Source organism: Flavobacterium xanthum, assembly GCF_900142695.1.
Taxonomy (GTDB): Bacteria; Bacteroidota; Bacteroidia; order Flavobacteriales; family Flavobacteriaceae; genus Flavobacterium; species Flavobacterium xanthum.
The window spans coordinates 1-23,296 of sequence record NZ_FRBU01000048.1 but is presented as its reverse complement, the minus strand read 5'-3'; the positions used below and the strand labels follow the sequence as shown (position 1 = coordinate 23,296).

Here is a 23,296-nt window from a genome sequence, read left to right as displayed (position 1 = left end):
CAGGGAAAAGAATTAATTTTCTTTTCTTTGTTCTGAAAAAATATTTCATCTTTCTTTGAGATTCCTAACTTTCGCATTTATTAATTGAATTCAAGATTAGAAAAGTTATTCCGTAGGTTTTAGTTTTAGGATAATGATTTCCTAAAATTTCTAATTGTGATTCAAGCTGACCAATGTTTTTATGTTGATCAAACTCATTTAACAAATCGAAAAGTAAAATAAACGCATAATTAGTATTGCCTTCTAAATCTAGAAATTGACCATTCAAAAATTGAGTTTTATAATATTGATAAAACTTTTTTTGATTAGATGTGGCATAATTAATTTCTGAATAAGAATAAACATAACTATGAGACCAATAAGGAACTTTTGATTCTAATCCATAATCGGAATCAATCCTATAAGATTGCGATCCTACATCTATAATTGAGTCGTCAGTTTTTGAACTAAACCTAGTTACAGAGACATTGATAGTATTTGCTCTATTAATAGAGGAAGCCTGCTTTGGTCGCTGATTCTTCGCTACATCATAATAATTAACTTTTTTAGGCTCCGGTTTCTTTTTTCCTACCGAAACAAGAACAATTATTATAAAGATTATAATTATTATTGTCATCTATAATTAAATTAGGTCATCTATAATATCTGAAAAATCAAATTCATGAATCATTGTAATTGTATGACCATCTTTTCTTAAGCTTAAAGCTTTTTCTACTTTTCGCCCATAACAGGAAAATGCCCAAGCTGGATTTCCATTATCTCCTACAATAAGATAATCTGTTTTCTTATTAACGCTATCAGTAGGTATTCCACCTAGTTTTTTAATATCATTTTGTAAGGTTTCTCTATTTCCTCTTTTCAATACTCCTGTAATACAAAATGTTTTTTCAAGAAAATCTACATTTGGCTCGCTTGTACAAAGACCTGAAATATTAATATCGGATGTTTCTATCTCAATTTGTTTTTGTAATTCTGAATCTTGCAGTTTTACAAATTGCTTAAAATAGGCTTTAAGAACTATTCTTTCTTCTTCTTCAATTTGGTTATCTGATAATATAGATAATATTAGGCTCCTTATCTCATCATAGGGATAATAAGTGTTTAAATGCTCATTTTCCGAAAGCCAAGTATTTAATTCAAATATTTCCTGATCACCAATATTTCCATCGGATAATATTCCATGACAAATGCCATGTAAAGTTTGAAGATCAGTAGTTACTGCATTATAGTAATAATTATCACTTTCGTATTTTTGGCACAGCCAAAATAAATCTTCAATTGTTTCTTTAGGAGGTATTTTGTTTGAAATAGTTTCTTCAATAATCGTCATAAACTCATTAAAAGGATTGCGATTAATCAACTGTTTATGTTCGATTACCCATTTTCTAAGTTCATTAATTTCTTTTTCATTTACTTCATCATCTGATTTAATACCAAGCAATAATCCTTTTAGAGAACTAATTGCCTTGTCTGCTTGAGATTTTGAAGTGTAAATTTTCAATAATTCTTGATCTATAGTACTCATATTTTATTATTTTATTTTGATGATTTTCTACCAAAGCTATTCAATTGCAATTTCTTTTAAGTTGATACGTTTTTCCGAGAGATTATAATTTTTAAATTTATACCTCATGAAAGCTGACATCATGTCTTCGTGAGTGGACATAATTATTTGATTATCGTAGAATTCATTTCTTAGCAAATCAATAAACCCATAAAGATTTAATTCGTCCATAGTTTGCACTGGATCGTCTATTAAAATTAATTTGTTTTGCGAATACTTCTTGTGAAGTGCTAGAGTGAAAGAAATAATTAACGCAGACAATTGCCCAGAACTCATCGTGAATACGGCATCATAGGTTTTGTGTGATCCAGTTTGGAAACGTATTCCCTCTTTTTCGGAAAAGATAAATAGTCCTATCCCACCTTGAAAAGATTGCATAATCCTGCCTGAATATATATGAAATACAGTTTCTATGTCTTTAATTATTTTTTTTTGATAAGATTTTAAAGATAAGTTATACGTTTTTTTTAAATTATCTAGTTTTTTAGATATCTCTTTTGAACTCTCTCTCTTTTTTGTTATCCCAAGTAATTGTACAGATTTAGTTTGTAAAGTTTGATTCTGACTTAATGATAATTTGTGAGATAAGTGTTTTTTCTTTGCTTCAATTTGTTCAATAGTCACAGAATCTACTTGATCAAATTCATTATTGAAATATTCTCGGAAATACTCTGAAAAATACGATTCTACTAATTCCGTATTAATCGTATCTTTTATAGCGGAGATTTCGGTCTTCAATAGCTCTAACTTGTTAGCTATATCTAATATTTGTTGATCATTTAGATATTGTGAATAATCAATTCCAAGGAAATTAAGAGCTTTTATAAGATCATTAAAATGATTATCCTCTAATTCAAGTAACTGCGAAACAAATTCTTTATTATAATTAAGAGAAGTAAGAAACTTATTTATCAGCTCTATTATTTGTTTAATTGTTTCAGATTTAAATTCTGCAAATGCTTCCTGAAGACGATTGCTTTTATCAGAATTAATCTTTTTGATTTTCTCAGATTTAGTTTCTATTTGAAGAAGTAGCGTTTCAATGTTTTTCCAGTCATAGCCACATAAAATACATTCTCCGCTAGAAACTCCAGCTTCTCTTAGGTCGGTAAGTTCATCTCTTAAATCATTTCTGGATTCAGAAATGTCTGAATAAATTCTATCTAATCCAGAAAGTTCATTATGACTGGATGTAAGTATTTGCTTGGTTGAAGAAAAAGTAGCTTTTAAATCACTTGGAATGAAATCATATGGGTTCAAATCTATTGATTCTTCCACTGTATTGTGGCTCAGTGCTTCTAGTTGCTTAATCGTATTTTGCAGAGCTGTCACTTTAGTTCTTAATTCCCTTACCTCATCTTTTTTAGATAAAAAATTATGGAATTTGAAAAAGTCATTGACCAGATTTTCATTTTCTAAAAGATAGTCAACGATTCTATTTTTTCTGTGCTGACTAAATAGACTTTTTCGTTCAATAAATACTTTTAAACGGTCAAGAATTCCATCTGTGCTTATAATCTCTAAATAGTTGTAAGTTGACAGATTAATTTCCTCCTGATCCCAAAATAAATCCTTTTTTTCTAATAATTTTACGAAAGAAGTTGGAGTTTCATCTGCAATGATATTTGCCTTTAGTTGATTTATTTCTTGATCAAGAATTTTAAAATTTTCGTTTTCATCAGTATTGATCGTATCAAATCTCCTTTTTAGATCATCAATTCTCTTGATTTTTTGTTCAAATTCTTTTAGATCAAATAAGTGACCGATATGGTTTTTTCTCATTTTATCAGAGTGTTTAAGCAGGAATAAACATTCTTCTTGTTCTACGTAGTTAAGAAATTGAAAATTAGAATTGTAATTTTTTCCTAATAAGTCTGTTAAAAATAGGTTTTCATCGTCTACAGATGTTCGATTTTCAGACAAAAAATCATCTTTCGTAAACAACTCATACACAGAAAAATCTATATAAGGCTTTATTTGTGTTGCATCTGCAAATCGCTCTAATATATAGATTTGGCCATTTTTGAAAAGCTCAATTGTAACAGAGATATCTTTACCTATTCCATTGGAATGTTGAAATGGATTTTCTGAAAAAATTTGTCTTCCATCAATTAGTTTAGCCTTTAGGTCTTCATATCTTCTTATTCTTCCGGTAAAAACTAATTCGATCGCATCATAAATAGTTGTCTTTCCAAAACCGTTAGGTCCATCAAATACGATAATATCGGAAGAATTAAAGTTTAAGGTAACATCTTCAAATACCTTAAAATTCTGGATTCTAATTTTGTTTATCTTCATTTGGTATTATTGCTTTTAATTTTTCAAGAATAGTTTCATTTGTCATTTTGCTAAAATCCTCATCACTGAGTGTGAAAAAATCCTGTTCCAATATCTCATCAAGTGGGTTATTACCAACAGACTTTTTATTTATTTCTTCAAGAGATTTCAAATTATTGGTTTGATTGATTCTTATTTTAAGAAAAGGTATTTTAATAGCCATTCGATAAACTAATGATTCGAATGAGTTAGCATCGAAACTTGTTTTGTGCTGTTCAAATATTTCCTCTTTTAAAATAAGTGATTCAATGGAAGTAAGCACATTTGATTCATCAATAGCAGATGTTAAATTTTTCAACTCTTCTTCCGTATAATACATCACACTTTTCTTAAAGTGATATGGATTTTCCTCAATTTGTAGCAAATCATCTAATTTAACATCATCTAATTTTGAAACCTTATTCAGTACCAATAGATTTACATTCTTATCAAAAGTTGGATCTTGAACGATTTCCTTTGTTTTTACAAATAGTTCTATTTGTTCATTCAATACATTATTTATTTCATCACCAGCATAATGAGCAATAACCCAGAAATTTTTTTGCTCTTTTAAAATATATATTTTAAAATCTGCATAAGGTTTTTCTTCGAGACCTGCTTCTACGAATATTTTATTTATTATATCAATCATTTAATTTTCTTTTTGCTGTTTCTAAATCAATTAAGCTAACTTTTTTCCATTGGGTAATTTTTGTTTCTTTTTCAGCCTCACCTGTATCCACACTAGTAATGCGGCTGATATTGTTTGCATAAGTTTCTATATTATCTACATTACATTCTGAAGTGATTAAGTAATCAGAATTAAAAGGAACATCTACCATTTTGCTTAGAGCAGTTTTAATTATGCGCTCACTTACTTTTTTCCTACTAGGTTCAGAATTAGAATAGTCTATAGAAGTTGGATAATATAGCTTGTTTTCAGAGCAAACCCAACCAATTCCATTGCTTATATTAGGTTCTTTAATAGCTAATAGTATCTGATAGAAAGAATCTTTCATTTCATCTTCATTGAGGCTTAAGTCAGTATATTTTTCTAAGTTTTCATAAGAAACTTTTTTGTGTGGCCTAATACTTTGTAAAAATTCTTTGAAAGTGATAGTGTTGTAAGAATTGAAAAGTACAGAGTATTTATTCATTTTAGTCTTTATTGCGGTACTTAATTGGTCTTCATCAAAATCTAAGCAGAACTCCTGGTAATACCTATTAAGATTATTTCTAATCTTTCCCTCAAAATACTCCTCGTCTTGAATGAGTGAAGATATGTCAGTTTTTAATGCATTTAAAAAAATTGATAATGGAATAGTATTATTAAATGCCGCCTCTCTTATAGGCATTCCTCCATGATTTAAGGAGTGAATATATATCACTTTGTCAGATACAATTTTTTCTACTATTTCACTTAATAATTGGACGGTATTTGGATTATTATGCCCGTCAATATTATACTTCTGAAGTATTGAGATAATTTGTTCTTTAATTTTTACATCAATATCATTTAACGAACATGATTCCGCACTATTTTCATATTCATAAATTTTCATCTTTGGATGCAAAACCTCAATCTGTGCTTTCGTTTTTTCATTTTGAGTTGCAAGATGAAAAAAGGCTTCAACAGTTTGTATACCGATAGCTGTCCATTTATTTTCTAATTGTGTAAAATCATCCCTATAAGTTGTATACGTATCGCTTTTAACGGCCTTAACTTGATGCATCGAAATAGGTATATTCCCCCCAACAGCATTTTTTAGTATTGTAAAATCTTCAATTGAATCTATCTGAAATACCAATTCATTTATTTCATCTTCAGTATTAGAATTAAGCTGTTTCAATATATAATAGAGCCCTATTCTGCCTTGATAAATAAAACCACTCCAAGATGGTACTGCAGTATGTGGTAAATGTTGTATAGCCATTTTTTGTTATTTTAAATTTTGTTTGCAGATAATATGTAACATTAAATTCCAATTACTTCCACCTTACTTTTCCCACTCTGTTGCTTGCTCACTTTAATCTGTACAGGAATTCTTTCGGTCATTTCCTGAACGTGGGAGATCACACCAACCTTACGACCTTGATTATGTAATCTCTCCAAAGCATCCATCGCAATATTCAGTGTCGTAGGGTCCAAAGAACCAAAACCTTCATCAATAAATAAAGACTCCACTTTCATACGGCTTGATGATAATGAAGCCAGTCCCAAGGCTAAGGCAAGTGACACCAAGAAAGATTCACCGCCAGAAAGCGAGTAGACGGTTCGTACTTCATCGCCCATGTCCTGATCTACAACCTGTAAGCCAAGCGTAGCAGGAATGCGTTCAATTTTATATCTACTGGTTAGTACCTGAAGATGAATATTAGCATAAGCTAGTAGAACATCGAGCGTATATTCCTGCGCAATCTGGCGGAATTTCTTACCATCTGCAGAACCGATAATTTCATTCAATTTACTCCAGTTTTCTGTAATCTTAGCTTGGGTTGAGATGCTTGTCAGCAAGTCATCGATTTTATTTTTATTGGTTTCGTCTTGTTGTAATTGAAAACCAATTTCCCCTCTTTTATGTTTCTGTAGTTCAACGTCTGATTTTGCAGTCGTAATTATTACGTTGAGCTCATCAAATGGGCGTTCGGATAAGAACTTTTGTTGATGGTCCTCCAACAATTGCTTTCTTTCAACTAGTATGGAGGTTGTTTTGGTTACTTCATCATCAATAATTTTTAATGCAGTACGCTCGTTTTCAATCCAATAATTGTCTAATGTTAGAAGTTCATGCAGTTCTGCTATGGTTAAGAATTGGTTGTTTCTTTTGTTGTAATCGCCAAGCCAGATCTCCGTTTTTTGCGAAGTGTTTTGGACTTCCTTATCTAATGAGATTAATGCTGCAACCAATTCTTCTTTTTGGGTGCTGGCTTTTGTATTATTAGTACTCAATTGTTGCTGTATTTCTTTAAGCAGATCCAGTTGTTTTTGGGCTTCGGTTACTGCTTTTTTTATCTGACCCTCAACTTCTTCTGCAGATTTTCCATCAAAAATGGTTTCTCTCTGTTGCTTAAGATCAAGATAATTTTGGTGCTGAGTTGTATACGCTGCTGTCTTAATTGTAAACTCTGCTAAAAGGCTTTTGGTTTGGTTTTCCAGTTCTTTTAATGTTGCTTCAAATGCTCCTTTTTGAAGGGTATATTGCGTAAACTTTTCAGCATTTTCTTCCCATATTTTAGCAAAGCTGTCAATACCTTCTACAAATGTAGATGGAGCTGTTTTCCAGTTTTCCATCCAGTCTGAAGTCGTGAAATAAGGTGAAAGTGTTTTTTCTACTTCACTAAGATCCGATATAGCTTTGTTTCTTTCATTAATTTTACCACTGTGCTGTTCCGTGTATAAGGCGATAGAATTTTTCATGTCCTTAACTTGGTTAGCAAGGTTGTCAATGGTTTCTTTTAGTTGGTCAATTTTGATTTTACTTGCTTCAAGTTTTTGTTTTTGGCCGGCATGACCTTGTATTTGCAAAAGCAAGTCTGCTTGTTTGGCTTTTAGGGTCTGTAACTTTTCCTCGATCCACTCAGCTCTTTTTTCATTGGTAATGGAAGGATTTTCTTTTGCAATATCAAATTTCTCCCATGCTTGCTTTTTGTTTTCAAGGGCAGCTTCATATATTTTAAGAGCCTCGCTCTGACTTTGAATGGTTTCCTCTAGTGTTTTAAACACTTGTTCCAAAGCAACATGCTCACGATAACTAACGAGGTGAAGATGTTCTTTTTCATCGTAAATTTCTTCCAGCTTAACCAATACGTTCTCCAATTGCGGATTGTGCACTGCATAGGGATGGCTTGTGCTACCACATACCGGACATGGCTGATTATCGATTAAAGTCTCTCTAACCGTTTCTACATTTTCGGCAGATGCCAGTCGGGCATGTTTCAAAAGTTGTGCAGCTGTATCTTTTTGAGCAAGTTCTACAACTAATTTCTGGGCAAGTTCTCCTAAAGTTTTCTCTTTTATTTTGTAATCCGACTGATCTTTTTGTTGTTTCTGATTTAAAGTTTCAAGGTCTGTAATTGCATTATAGAACAGCTGCCAATTGCCCTGAGCTTTTATTGTATTTTCAACATAGCGATCTGCTTCTACCTTATCCAGATTTAGGGTTTCAATAGGTATTAATAATAGCTCTTTGGATTGTAAATCATAGGTTTTTTTTAAACTTTCCCATTCTTTCGTGTATTGGTCCAAGTTTGCATCAGTTGTTGTTTTATCAGTTTCACTGGTATTAATTTTATGCTTCAATACATCCAGCTCCTCAGTAGAAGTCTGTAATATCGCTAAAAGCTTTTGAGCATCCTGTAATTTGGAAAGGATAATATTTCTATTGTCAGCAATGGGGCTACGATCTGCATTTTCTGTCTTCCAATCTGTTATAATCTTTATTTTATCAGAAAGGTTGGTCAATTCAATTTGCTTCTCCGTCAGAACTTTTTGTTGTTGGTTGACATTTACTGAAGCACTTTCCACTTCTTTTTGGGCACTATCTGCTTGTTCCTTTCTTTCAGCAAGCAGAGTGTCCAGTTTTCTTGCCTGCTCCAGCAGAGGCAAAGTATCACTAAGAGCTATGTTTTTTGCTTTAAGATCAGTTTCTGATGCTAAAAGATGTATTTCAAGTTTTTCTTTTTGCTCCAGAAGCGAAGTAATTGTTTCTTGTAAGGTATTCAGTATTGTTGTTTTCTCAATATGTTGTTGTTGGGCATGTCTTTGTGCATCTACCCAACTTCTGGTTTGTTGTGCCTGTTCGGTCACTAGTAGCTTTTGCCTGCGTCCGTGAGCATTTACTTTAACTTCAGTTGATAGTTGTAACGCCGCATTAGCTTCTAAATGATTGCTTTGCAGCTTGGCTAGTTGTTCGTGCCAATTTATTTCCGTTGTTAAATTTTCTATTTCCTTTTCTAAGCCTTTGATTTGGCTTTCTAAAACACCCTGTTCTTCGAGTAAAGTTTTTAGTTCTTCTTCGTTTAGTGTAACAATTCCTTCTTTTCTGAAATTAAGGTCGCGAAGTTGCTGTTCTTCAAATTTGTACTTTTCATATATCTTTTTCGAAATTCCGGAGTAAATATGTGTTCCTGTTAGTTTTTCGAGCAATGAGGATTTTTCGTCTTTGCTGGCTTTCATGAAAGCGGTAAAATCACCTTGTGCTAACAATACCGATCTTGTAAACTGGTCAAAATTTAAACCAACGAGTCGTACAATTTCATTTAAAGTTTCTTGCTTTTTGCCAGGAATATCTACATTGGAAGTAATATTTTTTAGCGTAATCAAATCAGCCTGCATACTTCCTTCTGCTTTATTTCTTGCACGTCTTACGCTCCAAGTTGCACGATAATGCTGTCCATCAATGCCCACAAAATCTACTTCGGCAAATCCTTCTGCGGTTCCGTCTCGTAAGATACTTCGAACGTCTCCCTGACTAAGTGTGCTTCCCTGCACGTCAAAAATATCTATTCCTGTTTCTTTTGCTTGTAGATATCTGGGAGTTTTACCATACAGTGCAAGGCATAGTGCGTCTAAAATTGTAGACTTTCCCGCTCCTGTAGCTCCGGTAATGGCAAAAATTCCTGCCGAACAAAGTGGCTCAGCAGTAAAGTCAATCTCAGTATTTCCTTCTAATGAGGCCAAGTTTTTTATGCGTATAGCTAATATCTTCATTTTATTCGGCTGTTTGGTTTACTTCTTCTGCTACTTGTTTAAAAAGTTGCAGAATATCGTTAGGAACATCAATATTGTACCTAGATTGATATACTTTACCAAATACATCAATAGGCTGTAATTCACTAAGTTCATCTGGTGTAATAAATTCTGGTGCTTGCAGGGTTGATGCCGGATATTTTACATCAATTTTAGCAAGCCTAACTCTCTTTCCTGCTAATGCCATCTCTACTTTATGTCGCAAAGCTGGTTCAGGTCCGTCAAGTAGTATTCTTACTTCCAGAAAAGGAACTGTTTGTAGATTATTATCCATAATTGGCAGATTATCCAATAATCCAATTACTTCATGCAATGGCAGAGGAGTTTGTGGAATCCTTTGAAGTGGAACAGATAATGGAATTTCTATCGATTTTAGCTCGCTGATTTCTTCGTCTAGTTCAAAAACGATAACCTGATGCTTATAATTTAGTTCAGAAAAAGACATTGGTAATGGACTTCCCGAATACCGAATGTGTTCTTTTCCGCCTATTCTCTGTGCTTTATGAATATGCCCCAGTGCTACATATTTGATATCTTGATGAAATGCAGTAGCCGGAATACATTCTACACCTCCCATAATAAGCCTTTCTGTTTTATCCAAATCGCTTACTTCGGCGTGATGGGTATGCAAATGCCCCATAGCAATGATGGTTTGTCCATCTTGCTTTTTCAAACTAGCATATTCAAATGCGTCTTTATATAATGCAGTTACTCCTTCAGTATAAGGATTTGCACAATTTAATATAGTTGGATAGTCGCCCATGCGCAAAAAGGGAATCGCAAGACACCATATTTTTACATTTTTCGAATCATCATGAATAGGAACAAGTAGCTTTTGGTAGTCTATATTGCCTTCTGCATCTTTTTCAACCAATCCTATAATATGTACATTAGAAGATTCCAATAATGGTTTTGGAGCTTCTAAACGCGATGCAGAATCATGATTGCCAGCTGTGATGATGATCTGTAGATCAGGATTTGCTCTAGTCGCTTTGTTTAGAAAGGAATAAAACATTTTTATGGATGATGCAGATGGGTTGGAAATATCAAAAACATCTCCACTAATGAGCAAAACATCTATTTGTTCTGTTTGCAAAGTGTCAACTAGCCAATTTAGAAACTGTTGGTGTTCATAAGTACGGTCATATTCGTGAAACAATTGGCCAATATGCCAGTCTGCTGTATGGAGAATCTTCATGTTTTACTTTGCTTTTAATCGATATACTTTTGAATTATATTATGTAAGATAATTCAAATATCATTCTTTAATATGAATCTTTTTTACGGAAAACCACATTGCCCTTACAAATATATTGATTGATAAAAATCAACTACCACGTATTTATACGTGTTTTTTTATAATTAATATCACTAATATCTAGCTGTTAATTTATCTAAAACCTTGTTGTTTTCGTAAATATATAATAAGCAAATCAGATACGTAAACTATAGGATTAATAATGAATCTATTTGAAATAGCATTCTCAAGAAATAAATAACTAAAATAATGTACTAACGTTTCAAAGCAAAATGCCCTTTGATAATTCTACCATCTTCTAATTGTATTGAATACCAATAATCCGTTGCTGGCATTTGTTGCCCATTAAATGTTCCATTCCAGCCTTCGCCTACCGGACTGATTTGTTTAATTAATTTCCCATAGCGGTCAAAAATTTGGATGATCGTTTTTACATTGAGTGTTTCATTTGCGCCTTTAAGATTCCAAGTATCATTCAAACCGTCGCCGTTTGGCGTGAAATAATTTGGTATTCCCAATACGGCTACTTCTTTTGGAACTACACCACAACCGTTCAAATCCTTAACAAAAACCGTATGGATTCCTGCAGGAACATTGCCGAAAGTGTTTTCCGTTTGGTAGGTGCTAAATTCCTCATCCAGCGCATATACATAATCTCCGGCACCGGATACCGAAATAGTGATACTATTAGAATCTGCTAAATCTACAATGTTAATTCCTGTTATTTTGGCTATATCTGAGGCCATAACCGTAATGGTTCTTGTTCTGGAACAACCTTGTGCATTGGAAACTTCCACGGTATATATACCTGCTTTATTGACGGTTAGGGTGTAATTATTCTCGCCTGCAATGGGATTTCCATTAAAGAACCAAGCATAGCTATAATTAGCAATCGGGCTACCATCCTGAATTCCTGCATCAATTACTTTTGTAAATGTAGATAGGTTGCTGCACACCAATTCGTCTCCCAGTAAATTAATGTTGGGAACAGGATTTACAACAAATGGAAGTATTACTGCTGCAGCACAAGAATTGTTTAATGGATTTATTACCTCTACTCTTATATTTTGTGTTTCCGTAACAAATGGATTAGGTAACGGACTCGAAAGCAGATTATTATTTCCGTCAAAATAATGAACCGTCATTCCGGTTTGCCCTCCTAAAATTATATTTTCAAATGTTGTTGTATCAAAAGCATATTTCCCGTCTTGTACACTAGGGTCAGGTTCATCGTCACAAATAGTGGTTAACGATGTTGGAACTGGAAATGCTTCCGGCAAATCGGAAACAATAAATTGTATTGTTGAATCAAAAGAACAGGCTTTTGGGGTGCTATTCGTTACGACCACTTTTAACGTTTGCGAAGCCGTTGTAAACGGATTTGGTAAAGGGCTGGGTAATGAATTATTGTTTTGGTCAAAATAAGCAACGGTAACATTGGTTAATCCGTTTAACACGTTAGTTTGTAGTCCTGAAGTATCAAAAGCATATACCCCATCCTGATTGTCGTCACAATGACTTTCAATAACAGGTTTTACCACTGGAATTGCTTCTACGTTGAGCGTGATATGACTTCCTAAGCCCAAACAATCATTATTCAATCTGCTATCTACACGAATGTATATCTTTTGGGTATTTGGATAACCGATGTTTCTATAATTTGAAATATCGGAGATGGCATCTTTTTCGGCGAGAGCATCGACTAAATTTCTATAATAAGTAATGTCTAATTGCTGTCCAATGGGGAAAATATTCTGAATTTGATTGGTCAAATTACTAAAATCAAATGAACTGATTCCATCGGTATTCGTGCCCGAAATTGCATCATCGCATTGCGTAAAAGTTCGTGTGAAATTTAAAGGAATTTGCGTGGTCGAAACAATCAGATTCAGTTGTGCAATTCTATAACAGCCATTGCTGTTGGTAACTCTCACATACACTTTGTCTACACTTACAATTTGATTGGTGTAACTTGTAACATTTGCTATTGGATTGGTATTGTTTTGAGCGTCAGTTTGCGTTGTATAAAAAGAAATGGTTTCTGATGACGCATTATTTGTTATTTTAGAAATCCCTTCTTCTAAGTTAAAAACACTAAAACCATCAGTATTATCATCACATTGTTTTAAATCGACACCATTGGTAATTATCGGTAAAGCCAACACCTGAATTGTAAATGATGTTGTTGCCGAACAACTCGCATTGTCTTTATTAACCATTTTCACGTATATCGTTTCTAAAGGATTTGTATTTTGGTAGGTTGTAGGAATGACTATAGGTTGGGTTAGTGCTGCATCTTTAAAGTAAGAAAGTGAAAATTGGGTAGCCAATTGTCCGTTTAAAACTGTGGATGCTCTTTGTGTTAAATCAAAAATTACACGTCCATCGGTATCTGTACCAACACTTGTATTGTCACAAACAGTGAGATTCAGAATGTTTATGGGTAAACTCGGCAATGGCGAATCAAAAACATCAATACTAAAGCTTGTGGTGCTTTTGCAAGTTGTATTCACCTTGTTAGAAACTTCAGCAATAATGGTTTGTTGCTGATAGGGAATTGTGTTTATGTACTTACTGGGAGCCACAATAGCTACATTATTGGTGTAATCCGTAGCATTGGCAAAATAGTTTATACTATATGAATTTGGATCCTGACCGTTTAGAATTGCCGGGTTTTGTGTGGTTAAATCAAAATTAGATGAACCGTCATTATTATCGTCGCAAATTAGCATATTTTGAGGAGCAGTTGCTGTGGGAACTTGTGAAATAACAATATCTTTAGTTTTTGTCGTAGAACCTGTTACACCTGTCACTGTTACCGAAACTGTATAAGTTCCCGCCGTGGCATATTGATGAGCTGGACTTAAAGCCGTGCTAGAAATTCCATCGCAAAATCCCATGTGGCAGAAGTAATGGTTTCCGATGAATTTAATGTAAATTCAGTTGCAGTTCCCAGACACAATTTTTTTGCATCAAAAAATGCATCGAAAAAAGAGGTAATAAATGGAGGTAAACCCAAAATACGTTTTGTATTTTGGGCAAGTTTCTGTCCTTCTTTATCAAAATCACAACCTAATCCCAAAACATCTGGATTATTTACAACTGCCAAAGATTCAAAACTGTATGTGCAAAAATAAATTTTTTTATTTGGTGCTAATTGCAAAGCTCCAACGCCATAACTACCTCCAAAAATTTCTGTTTTTGAATTAGGAATATCCATACTCAATAAATCAAATTGCGCCAACTGATAAGAATTACCTACCGAGGCATTAAAGCTCGCATAGAGAACATTAGAATTATTAGAAAACTCCACTCCATAGGCTTTAACATCAGAAAGAATTAATTTAGAGTTTAAAACAATACCAGTCGATGTATCAAAATCAAATGTATACAACGAGCCTTTATAATTATTATATGGACTAGTCGCCGTATCAATTTGATCAAAAGCTGCTGCTAATTTTTTGCCATTTGGAGATGCTTTTAGATACCCTATCGCATTTCTACGATATCCAAAGGTAGGAATACTGGGTAAAACGACTGACTTTACTGGAGTAGTACTTACTCCGCTTGATGTTACTCTAAATGCGTAAAAATTATCTGTAAACTGTGTAATAACCCAATAACCATTTCCTGAAGCATCTTTTACAGCGGTCAATTTTTCTGAACACTTATATTTTATTTCTTCTCCTAAGAGATTGGTATCATAAGTAATCAGATGATTGTTTCTACTTACAATGTCTCCTTTACTACCATTACTACCTGTTTTGCTTAAATCAACAATCGAATAATTCAACCCATTATTCAATCCATCATCATTATCGGGTGTTTTACCACTATCCGTTTCCATGTAATTTCCGGAAAATGCATTAGGATATACAGCAGCATTCTCCTGGTGAGGCTCATCCAATGTGAAAATATAATATAGGTTTGGGCTCCCTGGTTTGGGAACTATTATAGCGGACTGAGTACTAGAAATATCTCCAAACAAGCCAGTCCCATTTAGATAATCTCCGTTTGGCATCACTACATGATTCTTGTCCCAAACGGTGCGACCATCACTATAAAATAATAAATCTCCATTGCTGTTAGCAATAGAAGCACAACCTTCACTTGTATTTAGTTTACCATCTCCTAATGAATTAACACTACCATCCGGATTGAATTTAAGTCCTGCATTTTCTCCAAAATACCAAACACTCGCTTCCTGTTGCGAGAAAGCGAGTGAGGTGTAAAGTGTCATTAAAAGAAAAAGTTTGAATTTCATGGGTTTATTCTATCCTACTAAATATTAATCTTATGGCCATTGCACCGATACTATAAACTCTAGATTTATTTCCGGAAATGAGTAGGTTATCGTGCCGGGTTTGGTAGCAAGATAGGAAGAAAAACTAATGGTCTTGTAATCCGGTGGACCATTTAGCAAATCTTGTCCCAATTGACCATCTATATCGGCCAATCCAAATCGCAAAGAAGCATTTGGGTTGATGAATAAATTTAAGGATGACAAATCCCAGGTTAAATCGCCCTGATTTTCTTTGACGGTGGAACGGCACCAAGAGCTATTACTAAAATAGTCACTAGAAAAAGGGTTACTTTGTTGTTGTTTTACCAAACCAAAAGACACATCTGCCAAGCGGTTACTATCCGTTGCAGGATATTCCGGATCCCAAGCAGTATTCATCTTGTAAAACGATTTCACCTGTAAGCCAGTAATCTTAATGGCATTGCCTCTGGTTACCGTAACCAAAACTGTTTTTGTCGTTTCTTCCTCTTTTTCATTTTTGACTTTTATCTTGATTGTTTTGGTACCCAAAGTGTCAAAATTGAAATACAGCTCCTTTGAAGTTCCAAAATTTGAACCACTAAAATCAACCGGGTCGGAGCCATCTTTTGTTACCGCCATCCACTTCATTGTTTCGTTGCTTGTAACCGTAACGGTAAAAGGTTCGTCGATAGTAACCGTTGTTTTTGATGGTGCTATTGCTATGCTGAAAGTGCTTTGGTTTGTAGTATCGTCTGATGACGTGCACATGCAGAAAAGCAAAGGAAGTAGATAGAGTATTCGTTTCATTTTATTTATTTGATTCTTTTCTTGTTACTATTATAAAATTAATTAATCTAAGTCTATTGAGAACCAAAAAAACAATTTGGATTTTCATTTGTATAATTTTAGATCGTTTTATGCTTCAATACACTTAAATCTTTTTATTTGTGGACACGGAATGCAATTCCGCGCAATCTTTCAAGAGAGAAATTCTTGTATTTCCCAGCCATCGTGGTTTTTCTATATCTGATCGATCAGAGTAGCTATTCATAATCTGGATAAAATCCATCATAGCAACCTGTTCTAATTCTATGTACAATACTTTCGGGATCCATAACAATTCCTATTTCTGCCTTCCTATTTTCTCCTTCAAGTTTTCCTACTTTTTCAGAAACGACATCATTTATATGCCATACATACCAATTATTTGAAACTTTAATAGGCTCTTCTCCTTCTATTGTGCCATAGTCATTAGTACCGCGAAACAAAATATGCTCAAAAGTTCCTACATTGGTTATATTACCTACTTTTTCCCAATAACTTAGTTTAACTCCAAACTTAACTACACAATGTGCATAAAAAAATACTTCATCTTTTATTATTTCGGCTAAATTTGGGTTTTCTTCTATTGAGTATATCTTTTTAAAACATCTAATCACATCACTATTAAGTTGTTTTAAATCATTTGTTATGTATTGAAAATAGCGTTTGGTAGTATCATTAATTTTAACAAAAAAGATATCCCCTTTTTTTACAATTACTCGTTTCATTTTTTAATTTTTTATGCCATACTGAACCCAATATTTTGGTGCAATAGAGTTTCTGATATTTAATAAGTTACTTTTTCCTGCTTGATTTATCAATGATTGTTCTAATATTCGTGCATTTATTCTACTCAAATTTTCCATTCCATCAATTACCTCGTATCTCAATAATTCTTTACCAGTACCAATGGAATTAAAGTGCTCGCCAAATCTTACATCAGGAACTCTCTCTGTTATTCCATAATATTTTACTTGTCCAGTAGCTTTATCTATACCTTGATATACTGAATTTGTACCAGCACCATCATCTATGATCCCAAGACCATCAATTTTATAACCATTACCGTCAATATTTTTTGTAAAAGTAACTTTACCAGTCGTGTTGGCTTGTGTTGTTGGAGCTGTGTTAGTCTGAGTCGTACTAGGCAATTTTGCATCTGTTTTTATTTCAGGGGCTTGTCCTTGTTTGATACCAACACTTGGCAAAGATATTGGCGATACTTGAGGATTCGGTAGTGTGCCTTTCCAAAATGTTCTGCCGTTTCTCAAAGCTGCAATACCATTGGTAGCACCTCCTAGTACAGCTCCAAAAGCAATACCTGTGATAAATTCTTTACCCGACATTAGTGGGTCTCCAAAAGCAATATGATTTCCTACGCTCAAAACAACTTGTGAGTATGCAGCACCTGCCGCACCACCAGCAGCACCGGCTAAAGCACCTCCGATTCCTCCTGCAGCTCCTCCCGCAGCAGCAAATGCAGCCCCTCCTGTAAGTGCTCCTATTGTACCAGCAGCTGCCCCAATTCCAAAGGCTTTAAGTCCTTCCATATTAAACTGGCAACCGTGAGTAGCCCAATTGACAACACCTCCTACAATAGCGGCAACTACAATCCAAATCCACTCCCCGCTAGGGTCTGTGTATTTAAACGGATTATTCCAACAATACCCGTATCTATTATAATTTTGGGTATTAAATGGGTCTTGCACATAGTTATCGGGTTGCAGGAAACGATGCAACTTAGGATCATATAAGCGCCCATTCATGTGTATGAGTCCTACACTTTGCAAATGCTCATGCCCCGTGTAGCCTCTGTCAAGAATAGTAAGTCCATTCAGATTATTCCCTGTTCCGTCCTGTACTTTTGCAATATTACCCCAAGCGTCAAAGAGGCGTTTTTCTAACACTTGTCCAGTGTCGTTGGTTATAGCCAGAATACTGCCTTGGTAATCGCGGTGTAAATATAAATAATTTTGGGTTGTACCGTTACTTTTTAATACAATTGGTGCAGTATAACCATCGCCGCCTATATAGGTTACAAATTCTACTTCGCCAGTGGCACTATTCTGTTTTATCTCCATAGTACCGTCAGCAGAAAAGTGCTTGCGGTATTGTCTAAGCAGTTTGTCGTCCTGCAATCCACCGTAAAACATAGTGCTACGGTCATTACCATCGTTGTAAGTAAAACTGATTTTGTCAATGCCTGCTTCCTCAATTTGCACGGGGCTCTTAAAGCTGTTATAGCTGATGTTTTGGGTAGGCTTGGGAGTATAATAGGTTTTGGCCTCCGGTGTAATGGTTACCGAGGTATTTTGATACGGTTTGGCTGTAGTAGTATAGTTATACGTTCCTACTGCGTTTTGCGTTATCCTACCTCGGTCGTCATAGGTTTGGGTTTCTTGCAATCCTTGTGCATTCGTATAAGAAGTTAACCTATCTAAACTGTCGTATTGAAAACTTTCGTTCCAGTTAAACAAGCTATTGGTGCGGCTAGTCAAGTTTCCTTTTTGCGGGTCAAAAACCGTGTTCAAAGTCATCACATTACCCGGGCTTATACCTATTCGATCATGTTTTATTTGAGTTACAAATCCATAGTTGTCGTAGGTGTTAGTAATTGCAATATTACCATTGCCCATGGAGGCAGTTGTCAATTGACCTCTTGCATTTGTCGTATTGGTTTGCCAAAGCGGTTGGCTCGTTGCATCATCGAGTATTTGCCAAAGAGAACCATTTTGGTAGGTGTTTTTTATGGTTTTTGCACTTGTTTTTCCGTTTGCCAATACTACCGCTGTACTGGTTTTTTTATCTATTCTGCCAAAAGCATCAAAGGTGAATTGTTTGGTAAAAGTGGCATAAGGCGTTGTTTCGGTCGTTTTAAACAATCTTTTATAAGAATCGTATTCATACGAGTTATTCGTAATTGTATTTCCTTCTAAAATATTCTTAAATACACTTGACGTAAGCAACTTGGTGGCTGTGTCATAAACATAAGTCGATTCGCTATTGGTATTCGTTCCTACTATAGTTTTCTTGGTCAATTTGCCTACAGCATCAAGAGTATAGGTCGTAACTCCGTTTGGAGTGGTTTCACTGGTGGTTTCTCCCAATAAATTATAGGTATACGTATACGTTCCTGCTGAGGGATCTATCAGTTTGGTCTTTCTTCCCCAGCCATCCTGTTCTATGTTAGTTATTACTCCGCCATAATTTGTAGTTTTCAAATTGCCATTGGCAAAATAAGTGTAGTTGATCGTCCCCCCTGGTGTATCGGTCATAGCCACCACATTGCCTATGGCATTTTTTGTTGAAGATTTGGTTTTTGTTCCGTCATTCACCGTTGTGGTCAATCCGGAATATCCCATGGTAACTGTCTTTCCCGTAAAGGAAATGCTTTGGCTTATTCTGCTATAAACGTCATATTGAGTTTCATTCCATTGGGTTGGACTGGTACCAAAATATGGTTCGCTTACTTTATAATTTCGATCATAAATATCATATAAATAAGAAACAGTAGAAAAATTCCCATTGAGGTCTTTGACTGCCGATGTAATTTTTCTTCCCAAATCGTCAAATACTTCTTGACTGCCACTGCCATCATGTCCAGTGGTGGTTACAATGGATTTTTCGGAACTTCGAGTATAGCTATAGGTATTGCTTTTGCCCAGATAATCGGTTGTTTTTATTTTCTTAAACCAAGCATCATAACTGTAAGATGTATTTAAGCCAGATGGATTGGTCTCGGAGTTTAATAATCCGTTGCTGGTGTTATATGCAAATGTTGTTGCCAATCCCTCAATATCAATACTTTTTGTTAAAAAACGCCCCGAGGTGTCGTATTCATAATTTGTAACTCTTGGTGTGAGCCCTATTGCTGTTATTGTTTTTTTTGTGATGTTGCCAAAAGTATCATAAATATTGTCCTCGGTAATATAATCCATATTATGTCCCTTTTTCCTTACTTGAGATAGCAGATGATTCGTGAATGTATATAATTCTTCACTGGTCATGGTATCTCCCGAAGCCGTCACGCTTTGTGTTTTGCTGGTGGGTCTGCCAATATAATAGGTCGATGCTGCCGGTTGGTTGTCATACCCTACATTACTCACGCTGGTTTGTTCTATGGTTGTTCCATTTTTGAGCGTTGTGGTCGATTGCGTGGGATTATTATAGGTGTCATATACGGTTGTGGTCTCGCTATTGGTATTGTCCAGCCCATTATACTGTTGTGAAATGGTATTCTTGATTTTATATACTTTGCTTGGTAAAAGTTCGCTTTCATATGTCAGTAAAGATTTTGAAATAAAATCAGTAGCCGTATAATTACCTGAAAGATACCCCAAATACAGCACAGAATAATTCTCGGTATTGGCACCTCTTAAATTTACATCGAATTTTGAAATACTTGATATAATGGTTGTGTTATCATCATGCCAATTGGTCCGCATCGTAGAACGGAACCCCAGAAAACCAAGGCCTTCTAAATTAGAAACCGCACCATAATAAGAAAATAATTGTTTCTTATAAACAGCTGTACTTTGTTTTTCCAATTTTGTTACCACCTGAAATGTTGGAGCTACAACAATATCCGTATTTGGATAGTTTTCTGTATAACCGCTATCCGTATAAATAGAATTATAACCTTCTGTTGAATGGGGATCTAATGGTTGATAAGTAATGGATTCGGTAACGCCATTGCCTGTGGTGATGGTACTAAGTAAGCGGTCAACACTAAAGTCCATTTGAGATTGGAAATGATGAATGTTATTATTTGAAGCAAAGGAAATTTCAAGTTTTTTATTAAGCTTGTCTGCAGAAAGAAAGATAGGCAAAGGATAGGCTAATATATTACTTTGTAGTCCTGTCTCCTTATACATATCTGAAACAAAATTAGAATCCATATTTCTGAATAAACGCATACTTACAAAGCCTTTTTGGTATGAATTAATTCCTGCTATTGTAGCTGTTTGACTGGTGTTATTTCTATATGTTCTAACTAAAATCAAATCAGTTTTCCCATCATTATTTAGATCACTTGGAATAATTTGAAAGGTATCGGCTGAATTATTTTGCTGATAAGGAATGCTATAAATTACATCGGTTTTTATAAATGATACACCAGTTGATGTATATTTCGCATAATTATTTCCATATGCTTTTGGAATAATAAAGTCGGTTTTTCCATCTCCATTGTAATCCCCCATCAAGATTGGTTTATCAAGAACTATGCTAGTATCAGCTGTTGTGTTTTGATAGAGCAATACAAAATAGTTAGCATCACTTAATGTATAAACTTTTAGAAAACCTGCATCAAAAACAAATATATCCGATTTTCCATCCCCGTTAAAATCAGCAACCATAAATTTGCTGTTCGCGTTGGATGTTATGTAGCCCGCATGATTTACAAAATCAGCAGTCAATCTTCTGTCTAGGTTTACAAAATATGAGTTTCCTCCAGAACGTGTTGTGGTATATCCGTAGCATCCATACTGATAAGAATAGGTAATTGGCTTTTCGATAGCAACTACATCCGTCAGACCATCACCATTAAAATCTCCATTTACATAACTTTTTGGTATATCTAGTTCAATCGGCAGAGGTGGTTCCTCTTCAATTGGAACAATAATCCTACTAGTGTTATTGACTCGTTGCAGCATTGGCTCATTGCCGCCACAATTATAATCATTATAGTAAATGAATTTCGGGAATTGATATGCTTTTTCGTATTGAAAATAAATTGGACTTGTAATACCCGCAGAATAAGTACTAAAAGTAGTGGTATCTGTGGAGGAGTTTAATTTGATAACGGCCCATCCCTGCATCGGCATCAATTTGTTACTCCAACTTAACCATGAGACCGGGAAAATATCATCAAATTTACCCACAGGGTGTTCCCAACCTATATTTGTGCTAGTTCCTGAACTGATGTCGGAAAAAAGCCAATATTTTGCTTTACTATCGGTACCTGTTGTGGGATACAGTAAGAAATCCATTTTACCATCTCCATCAAAATCTCCAGAAACGGTTGAAGTATTTTGTGATGATATATTTCCAACGGTCAAACTGGCTGTAATTGGTGAATATGTGATTAATTCATTAGTATTTTCATAGCTAAACATAGTAGGATTGTAGCTTTTGGTATTATCACCACTTTTTTCGGTTACACTTGTCAAGCGTTCATAACCTAACGAGGTCAAATCATGCGCTAAATCATAATTCCTAAAACCAACACCGTTACCAGTAACCTGAATTTTTTTTAGAATTTTGTTATTTACCAAACTTTGCCCACCAGCATAAATCTGTTCTGGTCTTTTTCTTACTTCATAAAGAAAATTAATCTTGTTGATTCCTGCTTCTTCAATTATTGCTCCATAATAGATGGATTTAATAACCAATGGAATAGTAGCGTCTATGTATTCATAGACAATTTGTACTCCTTGCGGATTTTCCCAAGACGCAATTCCCCATTCCATTATTGATCGTTGGTTTTGATTCCTTCCATAATAAGCTTTGGAGCCATCTGGGTATTCTACCAGAAAATAAGCAGGACCGTAATTTGCACCGCTTGGATGTACTCCATAAGAGGTTATTTTTACATTGGAAAAACTCTCGGTTTCGTAAACCGTACCATTGCCACCATAAACACCGCCGTTCTTAACGATCAAGCGTTGCCCATCAAAAGCAAAACGATCCAGATTATCAAAATCTACGGCATCAATTGTACCATCATGAAACTTGGTTGATGGAATTCTGGTAATGGCAGAAACTCCCGAGATATTCCAACCATAACCTGCCACTCCGTTACCACCTTGACTGTTGTAAGTTAAACTTACTTGTGGAACAACCCCATTGATTCCTGGTGACATCGCAATAGGAATGCTATAGCTGGCTCCTCCGGTGAGTGAAACTGACAGTTGTCCTTCGGTTATTCCTACTTCAGTAGATGTTCCTGTCGGAGTTATAGCCGAAGCAGGCAGTATTTTAGCAGTTTGATTAACTCGACTCGTAGTATTTGATATTTTTTCTAGCGCATTCGGCGTCCTTTTTATAGGTTTCAAACCTTGCACAGGTGTTCCTTCTAAATCTTGTGCAGAAACAAAAAAAGAGAATCCCACAAATAGTAGGGTAAAGTAAAAATTCTTCATATGCTATTGTTTAATGATTTTAATATTTTTTTGTTCCCCATTGGTGTAAGACAAAACAATTAGATATGTTCCTGATGGGTATGTTTGTATCCGCCCGACGAACCACATATTTTTTAGATTAACCTAAGGTAGTAGTTTTGTTCTAAACAATTTAGACATGGACAAAAATGAATTTATGTTA

Annotated in this window: 12 protein-coding genes; all 12 read right to left on the bottom strand. The window is 34.7% G+C overall.

Translation table 11 applies throughout. From position 1 onward, the window contains the following. Positions 1-64: 64 nt before the first annotated feature. The 12 genes from BUC11_RS14690 to BUC11_RS14635 all read right to left on the bottom strand — a co-directional run bounded on the left by BUC11_RS14690 (position 65) and on the right by BUC11_RS14635 (position 23,115). Complete coding sequence (locus BUC11_RS14690; RefSeq protein WP_073355281.1) at positions 65-616, bottom strand: hypothetical protein; 552 nt, start codon at positions 614-616, stop codon at positions 65-67. 6 nt (positions 617-622) lie between these two features. Further along, positions 623-1,525 (bottom strand): BRCT domain-containing protein, encoded by a 903-nt coding sequence (locus BUC11_RS14685; protein ID WP_073355280.1) that lies wholly within the window; start codon positions 1,523-1,525, stop codon positions 623-625. A 36-nt stretch (positions 1,526-1,561) separates the two neighbouring features. Then, entirely contained in the window at positions 1,562-3,862 is a 2,301-nt protein-coding gene (locus BUC11_RS14680; RefSeq protein WP_073355278.1) for an AAA family ATPase, read from the bottom strand. Further along, positions 3,843-4,532, bottom strand: coding sequence for an ABC-three component system middle component 1 (locus BUC11_RS14675; protein ID WP_073355276.1), 690 nt, complete (start codon positions 4,530-4,532; stop codon positions 3,843-3,845). The genes BUC11_RS14680 and BUC11_RS14675 overlap by 20 nt, the downstream gene beginning before the upstream one ends. Then, a complete protein-coding gene (locus tag BUC11_RS14670; protein ID WP_073355275.1) occupies positions 4,525-5,814 on the bottom strand; it encodes an ABC-three component system protein in 1,290 nt (429 codons plus the stop codon). The genes BUC11_RS14675 and BUC11_RS14670 overlap by 8 nt, the downstream gene beginning before the upstream one ends. 41 nt (positions 5,815-5,855) lie before the next feature. Next, on the bottom strand, positions 5,856-9,590 hold the full coding sequence (locus tag BUC11_RS14665) for an AAA family ATPase (RefSeq protein ID WP_073355273.1): 3,735 nt from the start codon (positions 9,588-9,590) through the stop codon (positions 5,856-5,858). Position 9,591: 1 nt separating this feature from the next. Further along, a complete protein-coding gene (locus tag BUC11_RS14660; protein ID WP_073355271.1) occupies positions 9,592-10,827 on the bottom strand; it encodes an exonuclease SbcCD subunit D in 1,236 nt (411 codons plus the stop codon). Positions 10,828-11,141: 314 nt separating this feature from the next. Beyond that, a complete protein-coding gene (locus tag BUC11_RS14655; RefSeq protein WP_073355269.1) occupies positions 11,142-13,787 on the bottom strand; it encodes a T9SS type B sorting domain-containing protein in 2,646 nt (881 codons plus the stop codon). Beyond that, on the bottom strand, positions 13,751-15,151 hold the full coding sequence (locus BUC11_RS14650) for a hypothetical protein (protein WP_073355267.1): 1,401 nt from the start codon (positions 15,149-15,151) through the stop codon (positions 13,751-13,753). The genes BUC11_RS14655 and BUC11_RS14650 overlap by 37 nt, the downstream gene beginning before the upstream one ends. A 30-nt stretch (positions 15,152-15,181) precedes the next feature. Continuing rightward, positions 15,182-15,958 (bottom strand): hypothetical protein, encoded by a 777-nt coding sequence (locus BUC11_RS14645; RefSeq protein ID WP_139259520.1) that lies wholly within the window; start codon positions 15,956-15,958, stop codon positions 15,182-15,184. A 236-nt stretch (positions 15,959-16,194) separates the two neighbouring features. Continuing rightward, positions 16,195-16,701, bottom strand: coding sequence for an Imm26 family immunity protein (locus BUC11_RS14640; protein WP_073355264.1), 507 nt, complete (start codon positions 16,699-16,701; stop codon positions 16,195-16,197). Positions 16,702-16,704: 3 nt separating this feature from the next. Next, positions 16,705-23,115, bottom strand: coding sequence for an RHS repeat-associated core domain-containing protein (locus BUC11_RS14635; protein WP_084129694.1), 6,411 nt, complete (start codon positions 23,113-23,115; stop codon positions 16,705-16,707). Positions 23,116-23,296 lie beyond the last annotated feature (181 nt).